Source organism: Sphingomonas sp. YR710 (genome assembly GCF_900101455.1).
In the GTDB taxonomy this organism is placed as follows: Bacteria; Pseudomonadota; Alphaproteobacteria; order Sphingomonadales; family Sphingomonadaceae; genus Rhizorhabdus.
Map to the genome: position 1 here is coordinate 198,797 of NZ_FMZJ01000003.1, position 26,732 is coordinate 225,528.

At 62.6% G+C, this 26,732-nt stretch carries 26 protein-coding genes; 5 read left to right on the forward strand and 21 right to left on the reverse strand.

Going from position 1 to position 26,732, the window contains the following annotated elements; translation table 11 throughout:
- Window positions 1-49: 49 nt before the first annotated feature.
- The 6 genes from BLS13_RS05545 to BLS13_RS05570 form a co-directional block, all read right to left on the reverse strand.
- Window positions 50-475: a hypothetical protein gene (locus tag BLS13_RS05545; protein ID WP_093450454.1), complete on the reverse strand. Its 426-nt coding sequence runs from the start codon at window positions 473-475 to the stop codon at window positions 50-52.
- A 10-nt stretch (window positions 476-485) separates the two neighbouring features.
- Complete coding sequence (locus tag BLS13_RS05550; protein ID WP_176943444.1) at window positions 486-1,034, reverse strand: DUF4376 domain-containing protein; 549 nt, start codon at window positions 1,032-1,034, stop codon at window positions 486-488.
- The gene (locus BLS13_RS05555; protein ID WP_093450458.1) at window positions 1,031-4,402 is read right to left on the reverse strand and encodes a phage tail protein; all 3,372 of its coding nucleotides are present in this window, start codon (window positions 4,400-4,402) and stop codon (window positions 1,031-1,033) included. Before BLS13_RS05555 ends, BLS13_RS05550 begins: the two co-directional genes overlap by 4 nt.
- The gene (locus tag BLS13_RS05560) at window positions 4,392-4,808 is read right to left on the reverse strand and encodes a C40 family peptidase (RefSeq protein ID WP_218123236.1); all 417 of its coding nucleotides are present in this window, start codon (window positions 4,806-4,808) and stop codon (window positions 4,392-4,394) included. Before BLS13_RS05560 ends, BLS13_RS05555 begins: the two co-directional genes overlap by 11 nt.
- A 206-nt stretch (window positions 4,809-5,014) precedes the next feature.
- Entirely contained in the window at window positions 5,015-5,869 is an 855-nt protein-coding gene (locus tag BLS13_RS05565; protein WP_176943445.1) for a DUF2163 domain-containing protein, read from the reverse strand.
- A complete protein-coding gene (locus BLS13_RS05570; RefSeq protein ID WP_093450461.1) occupies window positions 5,866-6,468 on the reverse strand; it encodes a DUF2460 domain-containing protein in 603 nt (200 codons plus the stop codon). Before BLS13_RS05570 ends, BLS13_RS05565 begins: the two co-directional genes overlap by 4 nt.
- Before the next feature lie 116 nt (window positions 6,469-6,584).
- Here BLS13_RS05570 and BLS13_RS05575 point away from each other — a divergent pair, with 116 nt between their 5' ends.
- From BLS13_RS05575 to BLS13_RS05585, 3 genes are read left to right on the forward strand one after another with little or no spacing between them, the layout of a single operon-like run.
- The gene (locus BLS13_RS05575) at window positions 6,585-7,091 is read left to right on the forward strand and encodes a heavy metal-binding domain-containing protein (protein WP_093450462.1); all 507 of its coding nucleotides are present in this window, start codon (window positions 6,585-6,587) and stop codon (window positions 7,089-7,091) included.
- Window positions 7,092-7,127: 36 nt separating this feature from the next.
- Window positions 7,128-7,949, forward strand: coding sequence for a S1C family serine protease (locus tag BLS13_RS05580; RefSeq protein ID WP_093450464.1), 822 nt, complete (start codon window positions 7,128-7,130; stop codon window positions 7,947-7,949).
- 39 nt (window positions 7,950-7,988) lie between these two features.
- Window positions 7,989-8,183 carry a YqaE/Pmp3 family membrane protein gene (locus BLS13_RS05585; RefSeq protein ID WP_093450465.1) on the forward strand — a complete coding sequence of 65 codons (195 nt, stop codon included), beginning with the start codon at window positions 7,989-7,991 and terminating at the stop codon, window positions 8,181-8,183.
- Window positions 8,184-8,501: 318 nt separating this feature from the next.
- Here BLS13_RS05585 and BLS13_RS20285 read toward each other — a convergent pair whose 3' ends face one another.
- From BLS13_RS20285 to BLS13_RS05640, 9 genes are all read right to left on the reverse strand, one after another.
- The gene (locus BLS13_RS20285) at window positions 8,502-10,283 is read right to left on the reverse strand and encodes a hypothetical protein (RefSeq protein ID WP_143011881.1); all 1,782 of its coding nucleotides are present in this window, start codon (window positions 10,281-10,283) and stop codon (window positions 8,502-8,504) included.
- Between the two features lie 995 nt (window positions 10,284-11,278).
- On the reverse strand, window positions 11,279-11,650 hold the full coding sequence (locus tag BLS13_RS21155; protein ID WP_093450470.1) for a hypothetical protein: 372 nt from the start codon (window positions 11,648-11,650) through the stop codon (window positions 11,279-11,281).
- Window positions 11,650-12,408: a hypothetical protein gene (locus BLS13_RS05610; protein ID WP_093450471.1), complete on the reverse strand. Its 759-nt coding sequence runs from the start codon at window positions 12,406-12,408 to the stop codon at window positions 11,650-11,652. Before BLS13_RS05610 ends, BLS13_RS21155 begins: the two co-directional genes overlap by 1 nt.
- 186 nt (window positions 12,409-12,594) lie before the next feature.
- The gene (locus BLS13_RS05615) at window positions 12,595-13,017 is read right to left on the reverse strand and encodes a hypothetical protein (protein ID WP_093450472.1); all 423 of its coding nucleotides are present in this window, start codon (window positions 13,015-13,017) and stop codon (window positions 12,595-12,597) included.
- Window positions 13,014-13,487 carry an HK97 gp10 family phage protein gene (locus BLS13_RS05620; protein WP_093450474.1) on the reverse strand — a complete coding sequence of 158 codons (474 nt, stop codon included), beginning with the start codon at window positions 13,485-13,487 and terminating at the stop codon, window positions 13,014-13,016. The genes BLS13_RS05615 and BLS13_RS05620 overlap by 4 nt, the downstream gene beginning before the upstream one ends.
- Window positions 13,484-14,032 (reverse strand): phage head-tail connector protein, encoded by a 549-nt coding sequence (locus tag BLS13_RS05625; protein ID WP_093450475.1) that lies wholly within the window; start codon window positions 14,030-14,032, stop codon window positions 13,484-13,486. The genes BLS13_RS05620 and BLS13_RS05625 overlap by 4 nt, the downstream gene beginning before the upstream one ends.
- A 3-nt stretch (window positions 14,033-14,035) precedes the next feature.
- Window positions 14,036-14,218 (reverse strand): hypothetical protein, encoded by a 183-nt coding sequence (locus BLS13_RS05630; RefSeq protein ID WP_093450477.1) that lies wholly within the window; start codon window positions 14,216-14,218, stop codon window positions 14,036-14,038.
- 204 nt (window positions 14,219-14,422) lie between these two features.
- A complete protein-coding gene (locus BLS13_RS05635) occupies window positions 14,423-15,937 on the reverse strand; it encodes a hypothetical protein (protein ID WP_093450478.1) in 1,515 nt (504 codons plus the stop codon).
- A gap of 237 nt (window positions 15,938-16,174) precedes the next feature.
- Complete coding sequence (locus tag BLS13_RS05640) at window positions 16,175-17,146, reverse strand: hypothetical protein (RefSeq protein ID WP_093450480.1); 972 nt, start codon at window positions 17,144-17,146, stop codon at window positions 16,175-16,177.
- A 62-nt stretch (window positions 17,147-17,208) separates the two neighbouring features.
- Here BLS13_RS05640 and BLS13_RS05645 point away from each other — a divergent pair, with 62 nt between their 5' ends.
- Window positions 17,209-17,406, forward strand: coding sequence for a hypothetical protein (locus tag BLS13_RS05645; RefSeq protein ID WP_093450482.1), 198 nt, complete (start codon window positions 17,209-17,211; stop codon window positions 17,404-17,406).
- Window positions 17,407-17,558: 152 nt separating this feature from the next.
- Here BLS13_RS05645 and BLS13_RS05650 read toward each other — a convergent pair whose 3' ends face one another.
- The 6 genes from BLS13_RS05650 to BLS13_RS05675 all read right to left on the reverse strand — a co-directional run bounded on the left by BLS13_RS05650 (window position 17,559) and on the right by BLS13_RS05675 (window position 26,102).
- Window positions 17,559-19,064 carry a S10 family peptidase gene (locus tag BLS13_RS05650; protein WP_093450483.1) on the reverse strand — a complete coding sequence of 502 codons (1,506 nt, stop codon included), beginning with the start codon at window positions 19,062-19,064 and terminating at the stop codon, window positions 17,559-17,561.
- 33 nt (window positions 19,065-19,097) lie between these two features.
- Complete coding sequence (locus tag BLS13_RS05655) at window positions 19,098-20,408, reverse strand: phage portal protein (protein WP_093450485.1); 1,311 nt, start codon at window positions 20,406-20,408, stop codon at window positions 19,098-19,100.
- Between the two features lie 213 nt (window positions 20,409-20,621).
- Complete coding sequence (gene terL / locus BLS13_RS05660; RefSeq protein ID WP_093450486.1) at window positions 20,622-22,055, reverse strand: phage terminase large subunit; 1,434 nt, start codon at window positions 22,053-22,055, stop codon at window positions 20,622-20,624.
- Window positions 22,045-22,383 carry a hypothetical protein gene (locus BLS13_RS05665; protein ID WP_143011882.1) on the reverse strand — a complete coding sequence of 113 codons (339 nt, stop codon included), beginning with the start codon at window positions 22,381-22,383 and terminating at the stop codon, window positions 22,045-22,047. The genes terL and BLS13_RS05665 overlap by 11 nt, the downstream gene beginning before the upstream one ends.
- A 234-nt stretch (window positions 22,384-22,617) precedes the next feature.
- Window positions 22,618-25,071 carry a PAS domain-containing hybrid sensor histidine kinase/response regulator gene (locus tag BLS13_RS05670; protein ID WP_143011883.1) on the reverse strand — a complete coding sequence of 818 codons (2,454 nt, stop codon included), beginning with the start codon at window positions 25,069-25,071 and terminating at the stop codon, window positions 22,618-22,620.
- A gap of 608 nt (window positions 25,072-25,679) precedes the next feature.
- Entirely contained in the window at window positions 25,680-26,102 is a 423-nt protein-coding gene (locus tag BLS13_RS05675; protein WP_093450491.1) for a glycine zipper 2TM domain-containing protein, read from the reverse strand.
- A 198-nt stretch (window positions 26,103-26,300) separates the two neighbouring features.
- On the opposite strand from BLS13_RS05675, the gene BLS13_RS05680 reads away from it, so the two are divergent.
- A complete protein-coding gene (locus tag BLS13_RS05680; protein ID WP_093450493.1) occupies window positions 26,301-26,732 on the forward strand; it encodes a hypothetical protein in 432 nt (143 codons plus the stop codon).

The window sequence follows — 26,732 nt, forward strand, 5'->3', positions numbered from 1 at the left end:
CCAGCGAGTCTCTTCTGACGTGCACGGTGGGAATATTTTTCTCGCAAAATCAGACCGTTATCCGCTCGATCTCGTCGATCATCCCGGCCATGTCGCCCGGCAGGTCGATCGGGATCGGGAAGGTATCGCGCAGCAGATCGCGGGCATGTTTAAGCGCAGGCGAATAGGGCGCCACCCGCTGCAATTCCGGCAGCACCAGCAGGATCGCGATCCGCATTTTCTCGAATTTCGCCTCGACCGCCGCGCAATGCTCCTCGCAGCGCGCCAGGCTGGAGGAGAGCTTGTTCTCCATTTCGCGTTCGCGCTGATCGAGATCGGCTTCCCAGCGCGCATTGCGCGCCGCGCGCGTCTCCTCGCGCCCGCTCATCCAGCCCGCGAGCCATTTGAGCCCCGCCCCCGCCGTACCCAGCAATGCCAGGACGCCAGCGATCATCCCGCCGAGTTCCCCCGGCGAGGTTCCGTTCGTATCGGTCATGTCGATCCTTTCAGTTCGGCGGCCAGCCCGTCCCGATGTCGATCGCGGCCAGCGCTTCTGCATCCGCCGCGGCCTCAACCGCATCGCGCAAAACCCGCGCCCGCGCATAAGCGGCGCCGACATGGGCCATCACCGACTGACCCATCGTGATCATTCCCGCCGCGTCCAGGCGCGCGACCGCGTTATCCGCCATCGTCCAGTCGATCGAGAAGGGCGCTGCGGTGGCCTGCGCCATCATCGCCGCCAGCGACGCTCCCGATATCTTCGCCAGGCTGCCGTCGTCACTATCGACGGTCCCGAACGGTGTCGGCACGCCACCGCCCGCCACGGCCGCACGGCGGACCTTCACTGCGTTCCACCGTGCCACTTTCTGGATGGCCAGGGGAAAATCATAAGGGATCAGCGCCCGGCCGTCTGCCGAAGCTACGAAATCGCCAGCCTCTGTGGTGGGAATAGCCACTTCGCCGTCACCGCATCGGCGCTGTGCTTCCTCGGCCGATGCGCATTCGGCGAACAGCCGCGGGCGCTCGCCGGCCCTGGTGATGGCATACAGGCTCATTTGTACCTCACGAAGGCGACCAGAGAAGCATTGCCGGCATCGATGCTGATACCACTGGAGCTCGCCGACCATTCGAAGCTCACGGTGCGGGTGCCCGCCGAAACGGCCAACCTGCCGCTCATCACGACACTGTCGGAGGTCGCCGAACCACCAGAGGAAAAGACCTGGGTGCCATCGATGGTGATATGCCCGTCCCACGATGGCGTGCTGCCATGATAGCTCTGTTTGCAGGCAAGCATCAGGATGATGTCGCCATCATGCGCCATCGTCACATCGAAGCTCACGATGGTCTGATAATAGAAGGCGCCTGCACCGTAGATGGTCGAAGCGTTATAGGCCTGATTGGAGTTCGTGACCGAAAAATCCTGCAGCGCCGGCGTCGAAACCTTGTCATTGTTGACGTTGCCCCCGCTATCCAGCCCGGCCGATACACGCCCGTCGGTCAACTCGGTCGGCCGCGACGCGAGATTGCTGGACCAGTCCGCGCCGACCGTGGCATTATCGGCAGGCTTCCCGGAGCCGGAGACCCCAGCCCATGACGCGAGCGTTCCCGCCACTGCTGCGATCTTGTTGAGCAGCGCGGTTCGCGCGGTGTACGCATCTTGAAATTTCGAAATGAACGTCGATCGTGTAATCGGCGTGTCCACCGTGAAGTCGTTCCACGTCGGCGAAAGGCTGAGCAGGTAGCTCGCCAGATTTGAGATTGCGGAGTCATACGTGATCTTCTCGGTCGTGATCGAATAGGCCGTCGCCTGCGCGTCGATGCCGCCTTGTTCGGCATAGAGGACATTCCAATCCGCCGTCACCGCCGGCTTTTCGGAACGATCGAGCACATTGTCCGCAACGATCGTGCCAATCTCGCCGAGCGCGGTCGACGCACTGGCCGCCGCCCCGTTGGCCGTCAGTTGCGCGGCATTGGCGGCGGCCTGCGCGGTCGCCGCATCCGTCACGCCCTGATCGGCCTGCGCCTTCGCGACGGCCGCGATCCTGTTCAGCAGGGTCTGGCGCGCGGAATAGACATCCGAAAATTTCGATCGGAAGGTCGCGCCGACGATCGCCGTATTCCCCGACAGGTTCGACCACGGAACCGGCGTCGTCAGCGCCGCCAGATAGCTGCTCAGCGCAGCGACGGCATTGTCATAGCCGGTCTTCTCGGTCGTGATCCCGAACGATGCCGCCTGCGTGTCGATCCCGGACTGCTCGGCGATGATGACATCGCGATCGTAGATCACGCGCGGCTTCTCATCGGGGGTCAGCAGGCTGTCGCTGGCGATATCTGCCAGATCGGCAAGGGCCGCATTCGCATCGGCCTGCGCCGCCGCGGCATCGACCACGGCATCCGCGGCGGCGGCAACGCCAGCATCCGCAATCACGCGCCAGTCGGTCACATGCGCCGAATCCAGCAGCGCCAGGTTATAGGCCGTCACCGTCGACATGTCCTCGAGCGCCGCGCCGAAGATGTTGAAGCTCGGGAATTTCAGATAGATCGTGCTGCCGACATTGAGCGACGTGTACGGAAATTTGAACACCGCATCGTCGAGCCGGGCGAACGGCGCACCCGCTCCGTGCGTAGCGTGCGCGGTCCCATACAGCCCGCGGCGCAGCGTCGTCAGGTCGTAGTGAAACGCGCTGGTCAGGGTCGCCGTCTGATAGGTCATCAATTCGCCGGCCAGCCAGATCAAGGTCGCGCCCGCGTCCGCGTTCGCCGCCGTGCTGCTATCGAGTGTCTTGCCGCTCGCGGTCAGATCCACCGACAGCATGTTCGTCGTGTCCGGGTCGACATGATCAGCCAGTCCCGCGGTCGAAACGCCGACCCGCGATGGCCCGCTGATCCGCCCAACCTTCTGGAAATGCACATTGTCGGCGCTCGCCCACACCTCGCACCCGCCCCACGCCGCCGAGGGCGACGAGACGGCCACCCACACTTCGGGATCGAGCCCGGTCAGCGCCGCTGGCGCGTTGATCAGGATCGGCGTCGCGATCGAGCCCGGCGCGACCGACGTGTTAACGGTGACGGCCGATCCCGAATGCGCATTGTACAAGGCTGCCGATGCCGTGCCGACATCGATGCCCTCGGCCGAGAAGGCCAGCACGCCCTCCTCATCCTCCTCGATATCGACGATCTGGACGAGCTGGCGATAAAGCTGCAATTCGTCGCTGGTGGTGGTCAGCGTCACATAGTCCATCGGCTCGAGCCGGACGAAATTCCACGGCAGCCGAAACTTGTAGAGATCGCGCCGATAGAGCGTCCGCTGCAGCAGCAGCTGCGCCGAATGCCGCGCGATATCGGCATCGCAGATGCAGTGATATTGCGTCGGATCCTTCTTGCGCTCGCGAAATTCGGTGATGTTGGCATTATCGTCGGCCAGCGCGATGCCGACTCCATATTGGTTCGCGCGATCGAGAAATTCGACCTGAACGACATTATAGGCGTCCGACTGGTCGACGATTTCGAGTTGCACCGGTCCGCCATCGGCCGCGATGAAATCGTCCTCGGTCAGGTCATATTCGGGCGACAGGTTCGGCGTCCAGGTGACGCCATTGCCGGTCGCCGCGGCATCGCCGAAGGTCGCGATCTTGAGCACGCCTTCGGACCAAAAGGCCGCGCTGTTGGTGGCATCGGTCCATTCGGTGATGCAATCGGATGCGGTGCGCTGCTCCTCCAGCGTCGGCGACAGCAGCAGATTGTTGGCGCGGGCATAAAGCGACCAGTCGGAAAGATCGCCCAGAAGCCCGCTTGCCCAGCCGGGTACGCCATGTGCGGCATTGGTCAGGAAATCGCTGACGATATCGGCCGGATCGGCATCCGCCATGCCGGCAAGCTGCACCCCGAAATCCACCTCGAACGAATGGTTCGACAGTGATGCATTGTCCGTCAGCGCATAATCCTGCGCATAGACATAAGCGACCCCGCTATAGCCGAGCGCCTGCGCCGGATAGAGCGACGTCACATACCCCCATGGCGCCTGCGAGGACGAGCCGGTGGCGAGGCTCAGCCCCGCCTGCTGCAACGCGGTTTCGGTGGTCGTGCCATAAGTGAAACCGTCCCATGTCAGCGGCACGACATGATCGGCATAGACATCCTTGTCGCGATAGACTGTGCGAACACCCTGCACCGGCCCCTCGCACAGCCCCATGATGATGCTGGCGCTATAGCTGAAGGTCGTACTCTTCGATCCCCCGCCCATCCCCTTGCCGCCGCTCTGCTTGGTCGTATGCGGCATGGCTTTGAAGCCATTATACCAGATGATATTCGCCTTGATCCGCCCGCGCCCCCAGCCCAGCGTAATCGGCAGGCCCAGCGACGAGGACTGGACCGCAAGCTGGTTGATCTTCGGCGCGGTGGTGGAGGTCGATTTACCGCCCATAATCACCTCCGAACAATGTGAAAAACCGCGCCGGCCGCTGCAATTCGCCGTCCCGATCCATATCCCCGCGCACCACCGCACCACCGGCAATCACCGCATGGATCACCACCGACGGATCGATCACGATGCCCCCGTGCGAATAGGTCCGCCCGAATTTCCAGATCGCGAAATCGCCCGATCCCAGCTCCTCCCGTCCGATCTCGCGCGCATAAGGCGTCACCCATTCCAGGAAGTGCTCCTCGTCGCGGTGCATCATCCATTGCGGCGAATAATCGGGCCGCAGATCGGGGATCAGCCCGACCGCATGATAGACCGCTGCGGGAAACTGCGCGCAATCGCATCCCACGCCCTTGATCCGCGCGTGCGGATGATAGGGCGTCCCCTCCCACGACAAGGCCTCGCGCACGACATCCGCGCGCGTCGCCCTAAAATCCTTCCCCGCCAGGGGGAGGTGGCAGCGCGCAGCGCTGACGGAGGGGGAGGACAGCTTGCGTCTGGAAGAATGAGGTGGGTCCCGCAGCACCCGTTGGCCGCCACCCGCCCCCTCCGTCGCCTTCGGCGACACCTCCCCCTGGCGGGGGAGGATCAAAGGGCGGCATTGGTCAATCCCCGTCACAGGCTGGTCTCCGGTGGTGGCACGAACGGCGTGCCCTTGAACCGGCCGAGATTGTTGAAGCGGGTGGCGCATCGCCCCATCGTGCGATCGCAACCCGGATAGACGGTGAAGCCGTCGCCCACCACGGGCACCGCCGGCAAAGGCTGGATCAGGGTGAAGGCGCTCGCCGTGTTGGATTTGATCGCCCGCGCCACGCCGTTGTTCGCGCCGGAGGTGAACACCACCCGCCCCTGCGCATAATCGCCGGCGGCAACGCTCAGCCCACTGCCGAATGCCAGCGCCGTCGACGCACCACTCACCGCGCCCGACACAGCGAAGGCCGCCGCCGAAAGCCCGCAGCCGGCGTCATAGACGGCATGCAGGCACCCCGCCTGATACAGGTTCGGCGGCATGTTGACGTTGAGCAATATCGCCCAGGACGAGACGGTCAGCTTCGCGGTCGATCCCGAAATCTCGCCGATCGCCGTTACCTTGCCGGCAAAGCGCAGGATCGTGCCGGACAGCGGCGATGCCCAGTCGGTGCCGAAGCCGCGATCGAGCCGCACCACTGCGCCATCCAGCCCGTGCCGCGTGATGAACGGGATCAAGGGAACGCCGTTGATCAGGTCACCGGCATTGGCGCTGATCCGCACTTCCAGCGTCGCCACTTCGAGCCCGCGCTTCTCGCTCACGGATCCGCGCTCGATCGCCGGCCCCAGCGCATAGACATTGCCGTTGGCGCTCAGCGCGACATCGGCGCCCGACCAGCGCACCACCGATCCGCCGCTCAAGGTCAGCGTCCACAGATCGGCCATAACGAAGTCCTCGCCCGAATCGAGCAAAGCGGCCAACGGCCCGGGCGCGGCCTTCATCGTTTCACCGTCATGAATGTCAGGCCGGACAATGACCATAGCCGCGCCATCATCTGCGCCGGCGAGAGATCGTCCTGATCGAAGCGGCAGTGGAACAGGAACTGCCCGGTCCAACTCAGCACCGCCGATGCCGCCGGCGCTGATGTGAAGGTCAGCACGCCATTGTCGTCGATCGACCACGCCGTGGTCAGCGTGCCATTCACATAAATCGAAGGCGTCCCATAAACACCGCGCACCGGCTCGGTGAACGACAGCGAAGCCCCCGTCACCGTACGCAGCAGCTGGAAGCTGCGCGTCGCGCCGTCGCCCGTCCCGAACGCCTGCGCCGTCACCAGATTGTCGGTGGGATCGAGGAAGCCCCACTCCGCATAGCGCCCGGCATGCGCGTTGAAGAAGGTCGTCAGATCGGTCAGATCGCGCCCGCCGGAGACATCGCGCAGCACCTCATAACCGATTTTGAACCGCCAGCGCGGATAGGACCAGAGCCTGCGCCGCCGCTCGCGCCCCGACGCGGCCTCGGCGATCGCGGTCAACCAGACCGGCGCCTTTTCGGCGAAAAAGCCCTGGCCGATGAGGGTGGGAAACAGGTCGAGCGCCATAGGGGCCTCCAGAAACGACCAAAGCGGATCAAATTTGCCGGAAAAATCACGGCGCCCACACTGAACAAAACAAGAACATATCCATAGCTTCCCTCGTTGAATCGGGGAGCATCACCATGGAAGTGACAGATATTCAGATTCACGTGGGCGACGTGGGTTTTGCCTATAAGCCCCTCAAGGCACTCGAGGCGAAAGTCGAAGCTGCCACTGTCTTTCAGAAGGCACCGACGATCGATGAAGCCAATTCCAAACTCCGAGAAATGGCGTCGAAGATCGGAGCCAACGCGGTTATCAATGTCGCTTATGATACTGGCGTATCGATGACATCCTGGCGATCCATGAAGGCGACAGGGATAGCCGTTCTTCGTGAATCCGACGAGATAGTGTGTCCATCATGCGGCGAATCGATCAAGCGGGTCGCCAGGAAATGCCGCTTTTGCGGCAATACGGATTTGCCCGCCACTGCCGGCGCTGCATCTGAAAAGCCCGCCGCTGCGCCTTCATCTGCAATAGCGCCGCCCGATCTCGAGGTGATCAAAGCCACCAACAATCCGCAAACCTGGCTTTTCGTGGTATTCGGAATCTTCGCCCTGTCGGTGCTGATCAGCCTCCTGGCGAGCTGACGGGCTCGGCCGGAGATGACCAGGAAAGGACACGGCATGTTGCGAACGGCAAGTGCATCGCTGGTTCTGCTCCTGTTGACTCTTGCGGCCCCCGCCGCCGCACGGCCCGATCTGGCCGTCCGGATCGAAGGCGACCGATTCAGCCCACTCGTCACCTTTCACGGGCCCGAGTTCGGCCATGATTCCTTCCTGGGCACGAACCGCACCTGGCATATCCGCAGCTGGGTCGATCGCCGCACCACTTTGGCCGAGCATCAGCTCTATGTCGCAATCGATTATGTCGATGGCGCGCGCGGCTATTGGCGCGCCGCCAATGACGATGCGCAGGACATGGCCGTCACACGATTGGTCTTCGACAAGGGCACCCGCGGCTGCAAGGGACTGTGCGACTATAGCGAGGCGATCGGGATCGACCTGCCGGAGGCGCTGCTGGAGGCCAAGGCCACAACCGGATTCCAGATAAAACTCTACGCGCGCAGCGGCGACACGTTGATCCTCGACATCCCGCGCGATGAGATCGCCGCCCAGCTCCAGGCGATCGCCGACTATCGCAACGGGCCAACCGTCATTGCACCCGCCATCGTGTCACCCGTAGCGCCCGACTTCGGGATCGAATTCAAGACAACAAAGCCGATGTGGGGCCTGCCCGGTGGCGCGCTGGTCGGATGGATCAAAAACGGATCGGTCGCGGCCCGATCGGGGCTCCACTGGGCCGATACAATCATCGAATGGGATGGGCATATCGTCTCTTCAGCGGCAGATCTTCAAGCACAACTTATGACGGAGAAGCCCGGAACGAAAAGCCCCTACAAGGCGCTCAGAGGCCGTAAAATACATGAACTGGTAGCGGAATTCTGACGCAAATATTCAACCTCACTCGGCAAAGGGAGATCATCGGTGCGACTTTTACTGGCTATTTTCGTTCCCTGGCTGCAGTTTTTTACCATCGGTCGCCCGATCGCGGGGCTGGCCTGCCTGCTTCTTCAGCTAACGATCATAGCATGGCCTATTGCCGCAATCTGGTCAGTTTACGCGCTCAGCCAGTATAAGACGGACAGGAAGATCGAGCAGATGATGGGCCAGCGACGCTGAACGGCCCGTCGGCGGAATGGGAACGCTTCACCCTCCGGCCTCGCTCGCAAAACGAGGCGAGGTCGATGAAACAGCGGTGGCATTCGCTCGATCTCCCGTTCGCGTGAGATCGTACGCGCTTGCTGTCTTTAGAACATCTGAACCACTTTGGCATCGATCGCACTATTCGATACAGAAACCACAGCCTAGAAATGGGCAATATTAGGCCAATGGCAATAGAAGCAGTAATACCGATATTGAAGAGGGACATGACGACTCCCTCTTGATCAAAGGGCTATGGGGCGATCCCGTTCGATGTCGTTAGGATCGGATTGATGGTCATCTGACGGCGTAGCCGTTTCGATATGCCCGCTCGGCAGCCCGCGCGACCGAGCCGTGGTGCCGCATGAGCACACGATGCACATCCTGCCCGTCCATCGCGCTGATATTGTAATAATGGTTGTGCGTCGTGCCAGTATCATTTGCCGCGAAGCCGACACCACTCGTGCCATCCTTGGCAAGCATCGATCGCATCGGTGTCGCCAGGCTGGCCGGTAGCACCATTTCGTCCTTGTGCAGTTCGAACATCGCCCCATCGTAAGGAACCTGCCCCATCCCGCCCTCTGCGGAGAAGATGCTTTTGCCAAACGCCATCACGCCCGCAAGCGCGGCAGCCGCAACGACGGGCGCGATAAAAGGGCCATATGGCTGAATACCCGCGATAACCTTATAGGCGCGTGACGCGGCCACTGCGGCAGAATGGGCGATTTCGGTAAGCGATGTCGTAGCCGAGATGCCGATCGACGTCGCTGCACCGGAAGCCTCGATCGCATTGCGCGAGGCCGTACCGCTGAGCACTGCGGCGGTCTGCGTCAGTTCGTTGGAGATGAAGGCCGATGCCTTCTTCTCGATCCACTTGGTCGCTTCACCCAATATGGCATTACCGATGCTCAGCATCATGCCGCGGAAATTCTGCGTGCCCTTGATCATGCCCGCCAGCGAGGTCGCCCACGCACCGGCGATGGAATCGGCAACGCCCTTCCACTTGGCCTTTTGCTCATCGAGCGTCGTGTCACCGATCTTACCGATTTGCTTGTACATCGCTTGCGTGCTGGCAATGAAATCGGCACGCATCGCTGGTGTGATAGGCAGCGGCGTATCCGCAATGCCCTGGAAGGCAGCCGCTTCTTCTACTTTGGGCTCCGGTCCTGGCACGAATTTGGCTGGGACGGGGCTGCCAGTCCGCTTGGACGGATGCCGACCTCCTGACGGCGGCGCAACTGCGAGTGGCAGCGAAGCGGTTACCTCCCTATTGGCTGCCACTAGCTTCTTATCAGCTTCCGTCGCCGTTCCAGCCGCAACTGCGTATCGCGCGGCCTCAAGAGCATTCCTCTCAAATGCTTGGGCCGATTCTTGCACACCGGCCGCTAGAGTCAGCGTACGCTCCGCTATGCTCTTCAATTGGGCATTAGCTGGATCGGCCGCGGACAGCTGATTGATCGCTTTATAGAGGCCTGTTACGTTTATTTTTCCCGAGGCATATTTCGCCAGAAGGTTCTGTATGTTGTATTTTTCCTCTACGGGAAACTTGGGATTCCTGGTGCGATCGACAAGGCTGGCGTGTGAAAGCCATTGCACCATATCCTGACGCTTCTGATCATAGTCCTGATGAAGACTCGTTCCCTTTTCCCCAATGTCCCGCTTCGTTGCGAGCAACGCAAGTAATCCGACCTGCTCGCGCATTTTTCCGGTGGTGCGATCCAAATACGGGGCCAGCGCTTCCTGGCGCTTCGCCAGTGCCTCACTTCCGTCTCCGGCCGCGAACAGTTTTTCGGCCAGTGCTGCTGCCAGTGAAATCCCTGCGCCGATGGCAGCACCCCATGGGCCACCCATCATCTCCAGGAAGACGGACGTGCCGCCAGAAATCTTCGAAATTGCCGAGAATAGGTCCTTCAAATGATCTCCAAAAACCTCAGCGGGCTTGCTCCCTTCAACAATTTTCTTTGTCATATCGCTAACCTGCATCACCAGATCAGCTACGCTATTTTTGCCATCGTTAAGGCCCGCTACCAGACCGCTGACGTTGGCGCTGACATCAACACCGACTTGCTGATTCCCCATCACCCTCTCCATCGCTCGATCATCGCCAACATCATGGGAACGATGCGCCGAAGATCCCCTTCCCGGCTCCGTCAATGCCGGCTTTAGGAACCATCAACCTGGTATAGAACTGATATTACTACGTTCAGTCGCACGAGCGTTCGGCGCACGGGATCAAGCCCGTCCGGCTGTGAGGCTGCGCCTATGCTATGCTAGGCTATGCAGCGAACCAATCGCGTCAGGCCCAGATCAATGCTGGACGGGAATTTGGTTATCCGGATGATCCCGGTGCCATTTCTCCATATATCGCCTCGTATCGCGAAGTTTTGCGGCCGCTGAAAGCACGGTAGCATCAACGGGCAAACCTGCCCTCATGTCTCGACAAATGCCGAGATCCATTGGTCCATCCTCTGCGCAAGGACAATAATCCATCCAACATTGGTCGGCACCCTGGCTGGCTGGCTGGGGCAACCCCGGAGCCGCATCTCGAAGGATATCGTCGTCAGTAGCTGGGCCGGCATCTCTGATGATCGCCTCTGCTGCGGTGAGCGGAGCAGTTGCTCGACGCGGCGCCTTACGCGCGAACGCGCTGCCCGTCTGAACGGCAAGTAACAACACCGCGATAACAACGATCCTCCTCATACGCGCCCCATCCGAAAAGAAATGAGTTAATAGAAAGCACGATATCTGGCCATTTGCCAAGTCTTATTCAGCACATGACCATCGCTTTACGACGATCGACGACGCCAACCGCGTATCCTGCCCTGCCCCCACGCTCGCCACTGCATATAGTTCGGGAATAGACGGACCAAAGACCATATTATCCCCGCCTCCCGCACCCAATGGCGTGTACTCCTCGGCCATCAGATCCACACCGAGCGCCGCTGCGATCGCCACCGCAGCCACGTTGAGCGGCGGCCCGTTCGTCCGCCAATGCTCGCGCATCGCGGCGACATCGTGGAGATCCCACGCGTCCTCGATCGCACGCTTCGATCCGCCTTCGATGCCGGCGGCGATCAGTTCGCAGACGACGGTGCGGAGGCTGGCGGCAAGGCTCCCGTCGGCTCCGCCGGCACGGGAGCCTCCGCTTCCCCCGCGATCATGCCCGATTCCACCAGCACGGCCATGAAGCCATCCCGCAGCGCGGGGATATCCGCCAGCCCCACCATCTCCTCGAGCGCCTCCAGGTTCAACGACGGATCGATCCGCGCCAGCCCGACCGCGAGCACGCCCAGGAAATCGGAGGCCGAGGCCGCCATGCCCTCGACACTGGTCAGCGCGCCCTGCGTAGCGTTGATCCGGTCGATGAACGGCGCCGCCGTCTTGAGCTGCGCGAGCTTGTAGGGCGCGAGATCGAAGCCGCGCCCGGCTATGATGACCCGCGCCATTATTCGCCCATCCCCCACTGGAGGACGCGGCCCGCACCGTCGGCGATCGCATCGAAATCGAATTCGGGGATCAGGAAATCCTCCTGCTTGGTCGAAACCTGCAGCTTGTTGGTGAAGCAGTTGAACAGGCTCAGCGTCAGCCCCTTGCCGCCGAAGCTGCTGAACAAATCGCAGCGGAACGAAGGTGCATCGCCCATCGTCAGGTTGGTCACGGTCGAGGTCTTCGCGGTCGTCGATGTCGCCGTATATTGGTAGGAGATATAGACCGTTTTGCCGGTATCCGCGGCAGCGAAGGTATAGACGCCGGCGCTTACCGAATATTGGCCGGTTGTCGGCGCGGATGCCACGCGTGTCATCGGCACACCATTGCTGTCGCGCGCGCCCAGATCGACGCTCCATGTGCCCGCATTGGGCACGGTCGGTGTAATCGTGAACGGCGTAGTCGGGATCGCGGCACCGGTGATGTCGTGCACATCGGCGAGCAGGCTGGTCGTCACCGTCTGGCCGAAGAACAGCGAGTTGAGCGTCGCACCGTTGATCTGCGCGAACTTCGCCTTGCCGCCGATCTTGCCCTTGCCGCGCCCCATCGCCACCGCGAACTGGCGGGTGCCATGGAGCGGCTTGTTGTCGAACGAGATATCGACCGACACGTCCTGCAATACGCCGAGCAATACCGGCGTCGGATTGCTGATCGCCGTGCCCGACGCGTCGGTCAGCGGGGTGCCCCACATGGCCCCCGTTCCAAATGTGTACATCATCTGTCTCCCAGAAGAATGGCCGAAACGGCCGGTAATCGTCAGAAAATAGCGGCGCGACGTCGCGCGCCTCAGCCGTCATTCCCGCGAAGACGGGACCCCATATGCTCTGAAGCTCCCGACTCTCGCGGTTCGGAGGTTATAGGTTCCCGCCTTCGCGGGAATGACGGCTTGGGGTGACATATCGCCCTAAAATGCGAGCATCCGCACCGGGATGATCGCGACTTCGATATCGCCGAGCGCCCCTTCGCTCGTCTCGATCGCGCCCTCGATCCGCGCATATTCGACGAGCCCGTTCAGGGTCTGCGGATGGCCCGCCGGATCAGGATCGAGGATCGACGTGATCGTGTCCAAGATCGGGTTGATCACGGTGCCCGGCGCCTGATCGATAGTGTGCACGTATAGGTAGATCATCGCCTCGATCTGCCACTTGGTCGGCAGCCCGCGCGCGGCCGGCGCCTCGACGATCTGGCGGCCCTGCGCCAGGATCATCGCCGGCATTTCGGACGATGGTATATCGGTCCAGTGCTTGAGGCGGCGCGATGTTGTCACCAGTGCCGGCATCGGCGCGATCATCGCGAACAGAGTGGAAAAGATCGCCTCGCGGTTCATGCCAGCGCCCTCCCCACCGCATCCTCGATAGCACCCCGGATCACGCCGCCGGCCTCAAGATCGGCGAGCGCCGATCGCATGAACGACCGCGCGGGCAGATGCGCCGGGCGCGCAAACGATCGGACATTGACGGCCTTTTCGGCGATCGGCCGGCCGAACGCCTCGCGAATCCGCCGGACATGCGCACGGACCGTCTCGACACCGTCGAAGCCATATTCCTGCGCGGCCGCATAAGGCAGGTCGCTCGTCACGCTGACCGACTGGTTTCCCGTCGCGACCATGATCGATCCGCGCAAGCGGCCACTGTGAGCGTTCAGCACCTGGCCCGACAAACGATTGTCGACGATCTCGCGCCGCAACCGTTCGGCCGCCTCGGCCAGGCCGGCTTGCACCTCGGTCTGCAATCGCCCCGCGATCGCATCGAGCCGATCGGTCAGCGCATCGGCGCCGACCATCGAAAGTTCGATCATAACGGCGCCACCTGCTGCCAGGGCGCGAGCATCGCCCGCGCGCTTTCAGGCAGAGCGGCGGTGACGAAGGTCACCGTCTCGCCCGCCAGTGATTTGGAGCGGTGGCCGATCCGGTCGCGCTCGCGGTAACGCAGCGCAACCAGTTCGTTCACCGCCTGCTCGATATCAGCCGGCACCGCATCATAGCCCGCAGTGTAGCGGATATGGATATTGCCCGCGCCGGCCGTGAAAATGTAGCCATCAAGGATGATCTGCGTGGTCGTGAAGCGAAAGCCGGCCTGCCCGATCAAAGGCTGCGGCGGAACCGCGCAGCCGTCGATTTCGAGCAGGTCGATCGCCCGCACCGGATATTCGGGCAAAGTGAGCGTCCGCCCGCCATGCCCGTCGCGCCATGTCTCGACCGGGCCGCTGACGACCTGCCGGTTGAGGAACGCGAGCACCGCCGCCGAATAAGCACCGATCAGCTGGCCGATCAGCGCATCGTCGACGGTACTCGCCCCGCCCATATAAGCGCGGACGCTGTCGAGCGTCGTGAGGTCGGGCATCGTTCAGGCTTTCTTCTTGAGATCGGGCTCGGGGCTGGCGACCGCCACGAAGCCGCTTGCGGAAAGGCCGGCGCGGTCGCTCTCGTTCAGAGTTTCGGGGAGTTCGACCATTCCATTGCGCACGGCGTGGTGGCCGGAGGACAAGGCGATCGAATGCACATGCGCAGGCGCGCGATACTGGGCCATATCGGGCCTCCTTGGGTGAAGAGATTTCGCTGGAAGGCGGGGCCGGCTTGCCCCCTCTCCCCAGCGGGGAGAGGGTTGGGGTGAGGGGGAGCGAGGCCGAAGGCAGAGCGTGGTCGGCCAGTTGTGGCCACTTCAGACCGCGAAAACCCTCACCCGCAAAAGCATGCTTTTGCGCCTCTCCCGAAGGGAGAGGGCTTTTGCCCCTCAGGCGTTCGCGATCCCGCTGATCACGCCCATGCTGAACGGCGCATAATGCTGCAGCACGCCGTCGGCATAGACACCATATTCGTAGCGCCGGGTCTTCAACGGCCATTCGAGCTGATAATAATCCTGCCGCATCAGCATCCGCGCGACCTGGCCGACACCCGAGGCATCATAAGGCAGCATATCGGTCCAGAAGAAGATCGTACCCGCGGGCATATTGGGATGGACGACCACCGCGACCTCATCGCCGGTCACCTTGTTGAGATAGCTGCCCAGCTTCACGCTTGCCTGGATCACGCCGGGATTTGCCGCATCGGTATTGAGCCGCAGCAAGGGTGCCCCGCTATTCGCCACGATCTTCTTCGTGATATTGGTCAGCTCCTGCGCCGACACGAACATCACCGTCGGCGACAAGCGGTATTTGTTGTAGAAACTCGCGAATGCCACCTCGAATTCGGCGATCCCGCCCGCGCCGTCGGCGGTAAGGCCGGTACCAACCCCCGCCGTCCCCGCCGGCATCTGATAATAATAAGCGTTGAGCGCTGGGTTGAACGCCATCGTCAGCAGGCCGTCGAAGTCAAGCGACGACGTGCTGTTGTCCGACACCGCGAGCGACGCCGCGCTCTGCGCGCCACCGGCCGGCGCCGTGGTGATCAGCACGCTCGAAATCGATGTCACGGCTGCCAGCTTCTCCGAACCCGCCGTGCCGACATACCAGGCGTACCCAACCGCGCCGCGCACCGGTGTCACGCTCGCGGTCAGCGAGCCGCTGCTGCCGGTGGTAGCGCCGGTGGCGTTTGCCGATTTCTGCGCGGAACCGCCGCCGAACGTCTCGGTCGTGCCGTCGGCATTGGCGCGGGTGACGACGCCTGGCACGATCGCGGTGGTCGGATCGAGCCCCTGCCCGATCCCGCCATTGTTGATGCCGACGACATCGGCATAGGCCTGCAAGCCCAGCGCCACGCAAATCACCGACCAGGTCGCCGCACTCAGCGATCCGCCGCTGTTCGACGGCGTCACCGTCGGCGTCGGCGTGGTGCCGAGCGGGAAGGAGGTATTGCCGCCCAGGATCAGTTTTTCTTCCTGGATCATCGTTGCCTGCAGGGTCGCCTGCACCGCCAGCGCCTTCACATCCTCATAGCCCTTTGCGGCGTAACCGGCCTCGAACGTGACATTATTCTCGAGCCCGAACGCCCGGAAGGCCGCGAAATATTCGGACTGGCTGTGCGCGATCACGCCGCCGCGCCGTCCTTCGGAGACGCCGGCGCGGACATTGCCGACGTTGATATTGGTGATCGCCTTCCAGTTCGCCTGGATCGCAAAACCGCCGCTCACCCGCGCAATGCGGTTGCGTAACGGCGTCAGCACCGGGAACAATTTCTTCGACGGCCCTTCGAGATTATAGGCCTGCAACCCCGTGGTCGCGGTCGACGGCTGGACGAAGGATTTGATCAGATCGTCGGGGCTCGTCTGCGCGCCCTTGATCAGCGCGATGGTGTCGTCGGTGGTGGACATAATGCAGTCTCCTGTGGCCATGAAAAAAGCCGCCGGTGGAGACCGCGCGGCTTGGGGGAACTCTCTAAATTCCTCACCGAGCTTGCTCGGGAGGGGGACCATGCGCAGCATGGTGGAGGGGTCAGCGCGACGATTGAACAGGCGAAGACGATGGGGATGCGAGTTCGGAATTGCCCCACCACCGCCTGCGGCGGTCCCCCTCCCCGAGCGAGCTCGGGGAGGAATTAAGTACTGCGCTCAGCCGCGCCTTACCGGCCCGGCAGCATGCACCTTTTTCATCTCGGTCGCGGGCTCGTTGATCGATCCGTCGGCGTTGCGTACGGGTTCGAACCCGTCGTCCACTACACCGCCATCGCCCGTCTTACCGACAACCCGCAGTACCGCCTTCGCCGGCAGCGGTTCGGCCCTGAGCGCGGCGATCTCGGCCTTGAGCAATTCATTCTGCCCCGCCAGCGGTGCCAGCGCGCGGGCGATCATCGTCTCCACCTTCGCCAGATCGACGCCGGCTCTCGCCGCAATCGTCTCGCCTTCGGACGGCACGGGCGCTTCGGGCGCGGACACCAGCATCGCACTCAACAACGTCGCCAGACCGCCGACAGCCGTCTTCAATTCTACGGGAACCGCCGCCGCCTCGCCTTCGCGCGCCTCCCAGGCGGCATCCTGCTGCAAGCAACTCAGCTCGGCCAGTATCCGCGCCAGCCGCTCGACCTGCCACATCGGCGCGGCCGGCAGCTCGGGCGACGCATTCATGGGCACCATCGCCGGATCCTCGCCGTCGACCTTCCAGAAGGTCAGCACCGCGTCGGGATTGTTCGGCCGGTCGACCAAGCTGATCTCGACCAGTTTCACGCCGGTGATCATCTTCTGCATCTCGGTATCGCGGGCGGTCACCTTCCCGCCGACCGAAAACCCCTTGTAGACCCCGGCCTGTACCTTCTTCACGGCTACGGGATCGACGACATGCGCCTCAATCAGCGTCTCGCTCCCTTGTACATCAAGGCTCGTCACTGTGCCGGCTGCGCTCAACTGGTGCATCTCGCGCAGCGCCCCCGTTCCGTGGCGCATGAAATCGGGCAAGGCGGCCGCGATCGCCGACGCCTTGATGATCTCGCCATCGGCGTCGACGGCCTCGGTCGAGGCAATGCCGGCGACGACGATCGTCCCGTCATCCTGTGCCACAACCTTGCGGAAAGGGGCAAAGATCTTCATGGAATTCTCCTTGAAACATTAAAAAGGGGCCGCGCGGCCTTCGCTGTTCCGAAAGGCGACGCATGACCGAGAAAGCCCAAGGCCGTGCGCTACCGCTGATGATGGCGGGGCTGGCGGCGGTTCTGGTATTCGTCGGACTATTCTGGCTGGCAGACGGCTATGGCTATGGGTCCGGCATCGTGATCGGCATCATCGCCTTCCTGAGCTCGATGACCGCGCGCAACGTCTATGGCTGGATGAGGGACGACGAGCCGGAGTGATCCGACTTTCCGGGCGCGAACACCTCAATCGTCATGCCCGCGAAAGCGGGAACTCACGGTCACGGGATGCTTGAACCAATAGCCACCGCCGTCCATGGGTCCCCGCTTTCGCGAGGAAGGCGGTTGGAGAGGGGTGCAAATTGCAGCTCGGACTACCCCGCCACCCCATACATCCCCATCACATCCCGTTTCAGCGCAGCCGAACTGTCCGGCCGTGCATAGAACATATGCCCGCCCGGATAGACGCGCAGTTTGATCCGCTCGTCCGCACCGAACTTCGGCATCTGATCGACGATCAGCCGCGATCCGAAATAGGGGCAGGACAGATCATCCCAGCCATGGACGATGATCGCCCCCATCTTCGGATCGACCGCGATCGCCTTGCGCAGATCGGTGACCGGGCTGTCGCTATTGTCGCGGTCCCAGACCCGGTTCACGTCATAGGACAAGGTGTTGTACCGCGCCTCGCTCTTCCAACCGACCTGGTTGGTCACAAAATCGACCATCGCACTCGTCGTCGGCGCGATCAGCCCGTCGAGCAGGGGGTCGTTATACCGCGCCTCGGCCGATGACGGAAACGGATCATAAGCCGTGACATTGCTGTCATAGACGCTCCCCACCTGCCCGGTCGCGCGGCGGATCTCGCGCAGATAGGTCCCGATATCGAGCCGCCCGTCGAGCCTGCGCACCAGCGCCGGATCGATGCCGCTATAGGTCGCCACCTTCGCCGACAGCCGATCGGTCGCGGCCTTGTCGGCCGGCCCTTTCAGATAATCGGTGACGAAATCGGTGCGCACATATTGCTCAACCTCGGCCATATTCGCCGCGTTCAGCTTGCCCTGCCGCTCGAAATTGCCGGCCGCCATCGCCGGCAGGTTGATCATCCACGGCAGCGGCGACAGGCTCGTTTCATTGCCGATCGCCGCGGGATCGAGATAGGGCGACACCATCACCAGCCCGCTCATCCCGACGCCGAGCTGGCTCTGCAGATAATAGGCCATGCGCGGCACGCGAAAGCCGCCATAGCTTTCGCCCATCAGATATTTGCGGCTCGTCAGCCGGCCATATTTGACCAGCCAGTCATAGACGACCCGGCTCAGATATTCGATATCGGGCTTGGCGCCATAGAACGCCTTCTTGGTCTCTGCCTCGTCGACCAGGCTGCGCGAGAAGCCGGTGCCGATCGGATCGATAAACACCAGGTCGGTGAAATCGAGCCAGCTCTGCGGATTGTCGCGCACCACCGCGCTGTCCGACGGGCTATCGCCCTGCTGCCCGAACCCGACCCTCTTCGGCCCGACCGCGCCCATGTTGAGGAATACCGACGACGCACCCGGTCCGCCATTGAACGCGAACGTCACCGGCCGCGCGGCCCCCGTGCCGACGACATAAGCGGTATAGACGACCTGCCCGATCTCCTTGCCCTTGGCATCGCGCACGCTGATATGGCCGACCGTCGCCTTATATTTGACCGGCCGCCCACCGATCATCGCGATCTGGTCGATCGACTTGTCGGCCGACATCGGCGGTAGTTCGATGGCGGATTTCTTCGCGTCGGCGCCGTCTTTGGCAGCGGGCGCGGGATCGTCGGCGTAGCTGGGGGCGGTGGAGAACAGGAGCGAACAGGCGAGCGTGATCGATGCGAGAGCGTGGCGCATGGGGTGTCCCTGACGATATGGTCCTGGGGCAGGCTAGGATTGCGGCTGCGCAGTGTCGAGGGTGGATTTTGGCGCGCCATCTGCTGCCCCCACCGCATCCCGCCCCATCGCCACCCGTGCCTCATCGACACTCAATATCCCCACCCGCACATAGATCTCCGCAATCTGCGCCCGCACCAGCGGATCGATCGAACGCTCGTCGTCCCACGTGAAATGATGATCGCCGAGCCCCATCGCCCGAAGGCACTGGTCGACCACCGATTTGATCCACAACTGGATCGGCGCCACGCCCTCCTCTAGCGATTGCTGGCGCGCGGTTTCGGCGGTGGCGCGATTGGCCTGCTTAACGAACGGGGTCGGCTCGATCGAGAAAGCGAAGCAGACGATCCGCGCCAGCCATTCGTCGAAGTCGTCCTTCAGCAACTGCTCGCGCGTATCGTACGGCTTCACCCCGCCGGGAATGAAGCGCGCGCTATAGTCACGGCCCTTGAGGGTCAGTTCGTCCCACCAGCTCTGCATCTGACGGATCTGGTCCGGCCCCCACGCCTCGGGCACGTTGAAGATCAAGGACGGGACATTGCCGTTGGTGAAGAACGACAACTGGTTCACCTGCCGCCGCAGCGCGATGTTCACCGTCGTGATGATCTGCTCGACGGCGCTATAGCCATAGGCCTTCCACACCCGCCCGTTGCGCGGGCGGTAGATCAGTTCGGCGGCCGCATAGTTGATCGCCGGTAGCCCGTGCAAAATCTGCTGATAGGCCGGATCGGGCGCGGTCGGCGTGCGGCCGGTGCCGTCGAGCAGCCGGTTGATCGTCGTCCCGTCGATCAGGTCGAGCGACCAGACATTCCCGCCGCGCGTCCGCCGCGGATAGATGCAGGCGGCGTCGGTGACGTACATTTCCTCGACCAGCATCCGCACCCAGGTCGCGAAATCATGCTCGCGATCCGGGCAGGCTAAGAAATCGGTTGCTGCCTTCGCGGCATCGCCGGGCTTCACCGCCGGATCGATCGGCACGATCCGCCATTTGAGCTTCGCGATCTGATCCTTGCGGGTCTCCAGCACGATCCGCAGCAGATCATAGCCATCGGCGAGCGCCCGCATCTGATCGAAGGTGACCGGCGCCCCACCGCGCTTGGCCGTCTGCTGGTTCCATCCGAACGGATAGTCGAAGCGGCGCCCCTGGGTTGCGTCGGCGGGCGCGTCGGCGACCGGCGCTATCGGTTGCGACGGGCCGAACCACGCCGCATCACCGCCGCGCACAACCTCGATTGCGCGCGAGATGCGGGCGATGAGGCCGGGGGCGATTACGGTACGCGTCGCGGTGGACTGGTGATCGGGCATTCAAAAACTCCCCGTCTGCCAATCGTCATTCCCGCGAAGGCGGGAACCCATATGCTCTGGAGTTCGAACCTCTTGCGGTTCGGAGATTATAGGTTCCCGCCTTCGGGGGAATGACGATTAGGATGTGAGATCGCATCACACTGAAACAACGCCGTAATCGCTAATGTTACGGCCTATGGGATTTCGCTTTCATGACGATGGCAGCACGCAGGCTCACTCCCCCCGCACAGCCTCCGCCTCGCCCCTTATAAAATCGAGAAACCCTGTCGCCCCGCCGCCGCGCGACAGATAGCCGAGCGCCTGCGTCGTCGAATCGACATCGTCGTCATGCGCGCCGTTCGGGAACATCCCCATCGCCATCACATAATCGGCGATCCAGTCCGCGCCTTCGGGCAGCAACACGCGGCCGCTCTCGATCAGCGGCGTCACGGCAAAGGCCCGTGCGATCTTATCCGTGTCCACCCTGATCGGCACGATCGCGAGACCCGCACTGTCGCGCCGCAACTCCTGGATCAGCGACTGCCCCGAAGCCTTGTCCTCGACCAGGATCGCATGCGGGCGATGTCGCGCCGCCAGCGCCACCGCCATCCGCTTGAGCTCGGGATATTCGACCTTCGCCTTCCAGCGATCGAGCGCATAGACATTGCCATCGACGCACTCGGCCCAACTCATGCACACCGAATAATCGTTCTGCGCTCCCGTCTTGAACGCGGTATCCCAGCTCTGCACGATCCGCCGCACCTGCGGCAAAGCCGCCGGATCATAATAGCGCCACCAGCCGGTGCGGAAGATGCCGCCACCCAAAGGTGCGGGCCGCTGCAGATATTGACCCGCAAATTCGTAGGGCTTCGATTGCTCCATGCGCCGCAGCGCCTCGGCATCGTGCATCGCCGGCCATAAAGCCCGGCCGTCCTTGCCGATCGCCGGGATGCTCAAATGCTCCCATGGCTCGCCATTGCCGCCACCGAGCAGCCACCCCGCCAGATCATGTTCATGCAGCCGCTGCATGATCACCACGATCGGCGTTTCGGGGCTGTTGACCCGGCTTTCGAGCGTATTGCGAAACCAGTCGATCACATGCCCGCGCATTGCGTCCGACGTCGCCTCGTCGGCCTTGTGCGGATCGTCAATGATGATCGCACCACCGAACCCCGGCACCTCGCGCTTTCGCCCCGCGCCATAGCCCGTAAGGCTGCCGCCCGCACCGGTTGCATAGACCACCCCGCCCCGCGTCGTCCGCCAGTCATCCTTCGCACTCGCGCCGACCGCGACTTCGACATCAGGGAACAGCACCCTATACCATTCGGTCCGCACGATCTCCCGGCACCGCCAACTGTTGCTGACCGCCAGTTGGGCAGAATAGCTCGTATGGATGAACTCCGCATCGGGCGCCTTGCCCAGCGCCCAGGCCATGAAGTTGACGACCGCGATCTCGGTCTTCGAATAACGTGGCGGGATGTTGATGATCAGCCGCCGGCAACGCCCTTCGAACACCGCCTCCAACTTCTTGCAAACCGCCCGGTGATGCCAGTTATGCAGCCATTTTTGTCGCCTCTGCTGGAGAAAGCCGTAGCGAGTGAACCAGTAGAGCGATGCCCGCGCTTCCGCCTGCCGCGCGAGCGAAGCCGCAGCACGCCTAGCATTCATCGAGGATTTCGGCACGGGCCGCGATCACATCGTCCAGCGTCAGATCATATTTGATCACTGGCGCCTGTGCCTCTGCGGACGCCACCTGCGCCGGCTTCCCCCAGCCGCGATCGAGCAAGGCTACCGCCGCCGACACTCGCGTTGACGCGACGACATCGGCATTCCCGGCTATCTGGGCGAGGACATTGAGGCATAACGCACAGTGCTCCCGCGCAAGCTCCGCGAGCGTCGCTTCGGTCGTCGCATTGCGAGGCGCTGCGGCAGGCGCCGGATGCACCAGCACTGGTCCGCGCGAACGAGCGCCGGCCCCACCTGCTCCTCGCGCCATCGCAGCCTCCCTTGGACATGAAAAAGCCCGGCGACGATCGTTCGTCCCGGGCGGATTTCTAAGCTTGTAATAAAGCTACACCGGATCTCCCCCGACGTCAAGAAAAAAGAACATATCAAGAACATAATTTTCCGGCGTCGTATATTTCGGGGACGCAATGCAATTGCGTGCTCCAGCGTTCGCCAAGCAAGCCGCATCAGTAATCAGCATTGCGTCCCTGAAATAATCTCCCCGTCAGTGCACGCTCTCCAGAACGCCGGAAAGCTGCGCGATCGAATAGGGCTTGCGCAGCAGTTCGAACTGCCGGGCACCATCCTGAACGAGCGCAGAGCTGTAGCCGCTCGCCAGCACCACCGGCAGGCCCGGATAGAGCCGGCGAATCTCATTGCCCAGTTCGATGCCGTTCATTCCCGGCATCATCACGTCCGAAAATACGATGTCGAAATGCCGGCCGTCCTCCGCCAGCGTGCTCAGCGCATATTCGGCGTCGGCGGCCAATACGGCGCTGTGCCCCATATCCTCCAGTGTGCGGATCGCAAAAGCGCCGACGTCGACATTGTCCTCGACCACCAGCACCCGCACGCCGCGCCGTACGCGCGAAAGCGGGCTGCGCGCTTCGCCGGCCTCAATCGGGGGCTGCGCCACCTGCGGCAGATAGAGCGTTAACGTCGCACCTTTGTCGCTGCTCGTCGCATGCACCTCCCCGCCCGATTGCTTCGCGAAGCCGAACACCTGCGACAGGCCGAGCCCGGTTCCCGATCCCACCGTCTTGGTGGTGTAAAAGGGCTCGAAGATCTGATCGAGCTTGTCCGGGGGAATGCCCGTGCCGGTATCCTTCAGCGAAATCGCCACGTGCTGACCCGAAATCGCCGGCCGCGATCGTACCGCCGGAATATCGCTCATCGCGCGGACCGTGATCGTCAGCGTGCCCTGGCCGTTCATGGCATCGCGAGCGTTCAGCGCCATGTTGATCAGCGACGTTCCGAGCTGCGATGGGTCGGCCTTGACGAAGAGCGGCTGGTCGCCGGCATCAATCACCACGTCGATCCGCGCGCCCGTCAACGTGCCCAGCATATCCCGAAGCGCGAGCACATTCTGCCGTACGTCGAAGATTTCGGGCCGCAGCGCCTGGCGCCGCGCGAAGGCCAGCAACTGGCTGGTGAGATTGGCGGCAATGTCCGTCGAATCGGCGATCGCATCGATCGCGCGCTTCCGCCGGTCATCACGCAGGTTCGGCAATTGCAGCAGATCCACCGAACCGCGGATCACCGTCAGCAAATTGTTGAAATCGTGCGCGACCCCGCCGGTCAGCTGGCCGATTGCCTCCATCTTCTGCGATTGGCGCAATTGCTCCTCAACAGCCATCAGTTCGGCGGTACGTTCATGGATCCGCGTTTCCAACTCGATCTGCGAACCGCGCAGCACGTCACGCGCCTCGACGATTTCCTGGATGTCGGTGCTGGTGCCGAACCAATAGGTAACGGTGCCATTGGCATCGCCGATCGGCGTCCCGCGGGTCTTGAACCAGCGATAGCTGCCATCGGCACCGCGAATTCGATATTCGATATCATATGAATGTTCACCCGCGAGCGCGCCGTGCCAATGGACCAGCGTGCGTTCGCGATCGTCGGGGTGGATCTGCGCAAACCATTGCTGGCCGAGCTGCTCGTCCATCGGAATGCCGGTATAGGCCACCCATTGCGGGCTCAGATAATCGCACCATCCATCGGGGCGCGCCGTCCAGACCAATTGCGGTAATTTCTCAACCAGGGCGCGATGACGGCTCTCGCTCTGCTCCAGAGCGTCCGCCTTTTCCTGCGCATCCTGACGTGCGACCTGCACGTCCCATTCGGCGCGTCCCAATATGCTGGCGGAACGGAATGCCATCAGGAGCAGCGACATCGCGGCGGCGTCCGCGAACAATGCCGGTGCGAACTGCGCCTGATAGAAGCCGGCGCGATTGCCCCACACCACCAGCAAGCCCGTGGCAAATGGCAGGATCAGCGCCAGCGAGGCAATCTGCAGGAAGGCCGCCCGCGCGATCGGCCGCCCCTGGATCGCCCTCGCCCAGCCTTCGCCCGGCCGCACCAGCAATAAGGCGGCGGCCATTAGCAGCAGGCATATTCCGGTGTGCAGCGCTATCGATATGAAGCGCCCGAAATTATAGAAATGCTCGACGCCATAGGCATAGCCCGACAGCGACAGAAAACCGACGGTAGCGGGAACCAATGCAATACGATGGGCCGCCATCGCGGCGGGACGAGATGTATTCAGCGCCAGCAGCGCAAGACTGGTCGCGATCCCGACAAAGCTGAGCGCCGTCGCCGGCGACATTTGCCCGCTATAAGTTAGCGACGCTAGATCCGGGTCGCGCACCAGCAGTTGATCGATTCCCAGATCCAGCCCCGCCGCATATTCGATCAAAGTGGCGAGGCCGATCAGACCCGCGATTGATGCCCCCGCCACCGCTACGATCCGGGTGGAGCGGGATGGCCGCCCGATCGCGGCGACCGAACCCGCCGCCGCAACAAGGGCCATAGCCGTATTGACCTTCATCGTCGCCAGGCCGGGCAGGAACGATTTGAGAATCGCAATATTCAGCGCCCCGCCGATCAGGGTCGCGGCGGCGATCATGACGATGATCACCGCAATCCCAGATCGCGCCTTCAACGCTCTGTCGCTGGTCATCCCAAGAAGATCGATGCCCCCAATATCCGCCCGATACACGCATGCCGAGTCGGCATGCGGCACAGACTATCCCGATTCCGCATTCGCGAAAACGAAATGGCGCCCAGGCTGTCTTTTCGCAACAGGGTGCCGGACCGACAAGGGTTGCGAACGCCCGGGGGCACCGCCGCATATTTCCGGCCAGTCCGCGCAATTCAGGGGAAGCGATGACGCACCGCCCGATCTCACCGCTCGCCTGCACTGCCTTGTTGATCATGGCGGCCGCGGCGCTGCCGATGCTTTATGTCGTGCGACCGAATACGCCGCCCATGATGGTACTGGCGCTTCCCGCCCGCTTCGATGCGTGGGCCATGACCGTGAAGCAGCGTTTGGCGACGTCGAAGGACGGCACGAAATTCCCTATTTCCTGGTTCGAAGGCCGGAAGCCGCGGCCCCGTGCCTACCTTGATCCACGCTTATGGTATGGTGGCATCCGATTGGCGCAAACGCCCACCCATCTCGTTGACCAACCCTATCGCTATCTCAATCGGGAATTGGGTTCGAAACGATATCATCAAATGCCGCCGCCGGAGGATTGCCGGCGGCGGCCTTCATCTCTTCAAACGCTATCAGCAATCGCGACCGATCGCATTACCGGCCAGCGCACCCAGCCCGCCGCCGATGATCGTGCCGGCTGCACGATCGCCACGGCCGGCGACGTTGTTGCCGATCAGGCCGCCCGCAATCGCGCCGATAACCGTACCGGCGGTGCCGTCATTGCGGCAGCGGTAGGATTCGCGGCGATAATAGCCGCGATCGCGATAGCCTTCGTTGCCGGCATAATAGCCGCCATAGGGCGCCGCATAGCCATAACCGCGGTAGCCGCGATCACCGCGCCACTCGCCATGCCGGCGATAGCCACGATCGTCGTCGTCGCGATGCTCGCGATAATAGCCGCGACCGTCATAGTCATGGGCATTGGCAACGGTCGGCGCGATCGCCATTGCAGCCGATGCCGCAAGCGCCGTGGACATGATTATCTTACGCAACATCACATGATCCTTTCACAGGCCGATCCATCCGGCCACGATCGCCTTTTAGGTGATTCGCCATGCCGCAACGCTGAACGGCTCTGTCAGCGGCTATTCATCGTCGGACCACGGTTTTAAGCCTGCAACGTGGTGTGGCTGAAGCGAGATCGATCGAATTGGCACTGGCAGGGGAGACCCCTCTGGCATTACAGATCTGCCATGGATTTGACCAAAATCGACCTGTGGATCGGCAAGACCCTGTTCATACCGCCGGTCATCAAACTCTGTCAGATCACGCGGCAGACGCAATATGCTGTGTCGCGGCTGTTCTGGTTCTTCGTGGCGCTCGATCAGCTGCGCATCGCCGAAACGCTCGGCGGTAAGATCTTCGCCGGCCTGTTCTGCCTCATGATGATGTTGAGCGCTTCGCTGCGGGCGGATCTTCCCGCGTTCAGCATGATGTGGTTCCGCATGATGTCGCTGGCATTCCTTGCATTCGATGTCGCGCACGGCCTGCATGCCGGCCATTGGAAGGGCGTCGAAATCTGGGTGCTGGTGCTCTTCGCCGAATATGCGGCGACAATCCGCACGATCCCGCCTGCAGATGCAGCACGGAAGGTGGGCAAGAAGGCAGACGCGCCGCTGGGGTGA

Bases quoted from the DNA above. Each gene is read 5' to 3' on its own strand.
- BLS13_RS05575 (WP_093450462.1), top strand. From the start codon at position 6,585: ATGGAAGTGACAGATATTCAGATTCACGTGGGCGACGTGGGTTTTGCC.
- BLS13_RS05630 (WP_093450477.1), bottom strand. From the start codon at position 14,218: ATGGCCCAGTATCGCGCGCCTGCGCATGTGCATTCGATCGCCTTGTCC.
- BLS13_RS05655 (WP_093450485.1), bottom strand. From the start codon at position 20,408: ATGCCCGATCACCAGTCCACCGCGACGCGTACCGTAATCGCCCCCGGC.
- BLS13_RS05570 (WP_093450461.1), bottom strand. From the start codon at position 6,468: ATGGCGCTCGACCTGTTTCCCACCCTCATCGGCCAGGGCTTTTTCGCC.
- BLS13_RS05565 (WP_176943445.1), bottom strand. From the start codon at position 5,869: ATGAAGGCCGCGCCCGGGCCGTTGGCCGCTTTGCTCGATTCGGGCGAG.
- BLS13_RS05665 (WP_143011882.1), bottom strand. From the start codon at position 22,383: ATGGCGCGAGGAGCAGGTGGGGCCGGCGCTCGTTCGCGCGGACCAGTG.
- BLS13_RS05545 (WP_093450454.1), bottom strand. From the start codon at position 475: ATGACCGATACGAACGGAACCTCGCCGGGGGAACTCGGCGGGATGATC.
- terL (WP_093450486.1), bottom strand. From the start codon at position 22,055: ATGAATGCTAGGCGTGCTGCGGCTTCGCTCGCGCGGCAGGCGGAAGCG.
- BLS13_RS05670 (WP_143011883.1), bottom strand. From the start codon at position 25,071: ATGACCAGCGACAGAGCGTTGAAGGCGCGATCTGGGATTGCGGTGATC.
- BLS13_RS05640 (WP_093450480.1), bottom strand. From the start codon at position 17,146: ATGAAGATCTTTGCCCCTTTCCGCAAGGTTGTGGCACAGGATGACGGG.
- BLS13_RS05675 (WP_093450491.1), bottom strand. From the start codon at position 26,102: ATGTTGCGTAAGATAATCATGTCCACGGCGCTTGCGGCATCGGCTGCA.
- BLS13_RS05635 (WP_093450478.1), bottom strand. From the start codon at position 15,937: ATGTCCACCACCGACGACACCATCGCGCTGATCAAGGGCGCGCAGACG.
- BLS13_RS05650 (WP_093450483.1), bottom strand. From the start codon at position 19,064: ATGCGCCACGCTCTCGCATCGATCACGCTCGCCTGTTCGCTCCTGTTC.
- BLS13_RS05620 (WP_093450474.1), bottom strand. From the start codon at position 13,487: ATGATCGAACTTTCGATGGTCGGCGCCGATGCGCTGACCGATCGGCTC.
- BLS13_RS05615 (WP_093450472.1), bottom strand. From the start codon at position 13,017: ATGAACCGCGAGGCGATCTTTTCCACTCTGTTCGCGATGATCGCGCCG.
- BLS13_RS05680 (WP_093450493.1), top strand. From the start codon at position 26,301: ATGGATTTGACCAAAATCGACCTGTGGATCGGCAAGACCCTGTTCATA.
- BLS13_RS05550 (WP_176943444.1), bottom strand. From the start codon at position 1,034: ATGAGCCTGTATGCCATCACCAGGGCCGGCGAGCGCCCGCGGCTGTTC.
- BLS13_RS05625 (WP_093450475.1), bottom strand. From the start codon at position 14,032: ATGCCCGACCTCACGACGCTCGACAGCGTCCGCGCTTATATGGGCGGG.
- BLS13_RS21155 (WP_093450470.1), bottom strand. From the start codon at position 11,650: ATGGCGCGGGTCATCATAGCCGGGCGCGGCTTCGATCTCGCGCCCTAC.
- BLS13_RS05610 (WP_093450471.1), bottom strand. From the start codon at position 12,408: ATGATGTACACATTTGGAACGGGGGCCATGTGGGGCACCCCGCTGACC.
- BLS13_RS05555 (WP_093450458.1), bottom strand. From the start codon at position 4,402: ATGGGCGGTAAATCGACCTCCACCACCGCGCCGAAGATCAACCAGCTT.
- BLS13_RS05580 (WP_093450464.1), top strand. From the start codon at position 7,128: ATGTTGCGAACGGCAAGTGCATCGCTGGTTCTGCTCCTGTTGACTCTT.
- BLS13_RS20285 (WP_143011881.1), bottom strand. From the start codon at position 10,283: ATGGGGAATCAGCAAGTCGGTGTTGATGTCAGCGCCAACGTCAGCGGT.
- BLS13_RS05645 (WP_093450482.1), top strand. From the start codon at position 17,209: ATGACCGAGAAAGCCCAAGGCCGTGCGCTACCGCTGATGATGGCGGGG.